The following is a 379-nucleotide window of genomic DNA, read 5'->3' as shown; positions in this document are numbered from 1 at the left end:
CGTCGACGTTGCTGAGCAGGAGGCGGCTGCCGTCCGGGCTGAACTGGGTGCTGTTGATGCCGTTGTTGATGACGTCGAGACGCAGCAGCTCCTCGCCCGAGTCGACATCCCAGACCGCCATCGTGCAATCGCGGCTGCCAGAAACCAGTCGCGTGCCGTCGATCGAGAAGACCACGCCTTGCACGTACTGTGGATGTCCTTCGATAGTGCGCACCAGGGTGCCGTCGGCGGATGTCCAGATGCAGATGGTGCCGTCTTCGCTCCCGGAGGCGAGCAGCTCCCCGCCGGGCTGGAAGTCGACGCTGTAGACCAGGCTGCTGTGACCGCTTTGGCTCCAGAGTGCCGCGCCGGTGGCGACGTCCCAGAGTCGCACGGTGGT

General features: G+C 65.4%; 1 pseudogene. It reads right to left on the bottom strand.

Annotated elements, in window-relative coordinates:
- Positions 1-379, bottom strand: a pseudogene (locus GPT33_RS15685) (WD40 repeat domain-containing protein); the annotation flags it as partial.

Origin of the sequence: Thiocapsa sp. (genome assembly GCF_011390875.1) — a bacterium.
GTDB lineage: Bacteria > Pseudomonadota > Gammaproteobacteria > Chromatiales > Chromatiaceae > Thiocapsa.
Note: the sequence above shows the minus strand (reverse complement) of the source record. Positions and strands in the feature narration are given on the sequence as shown.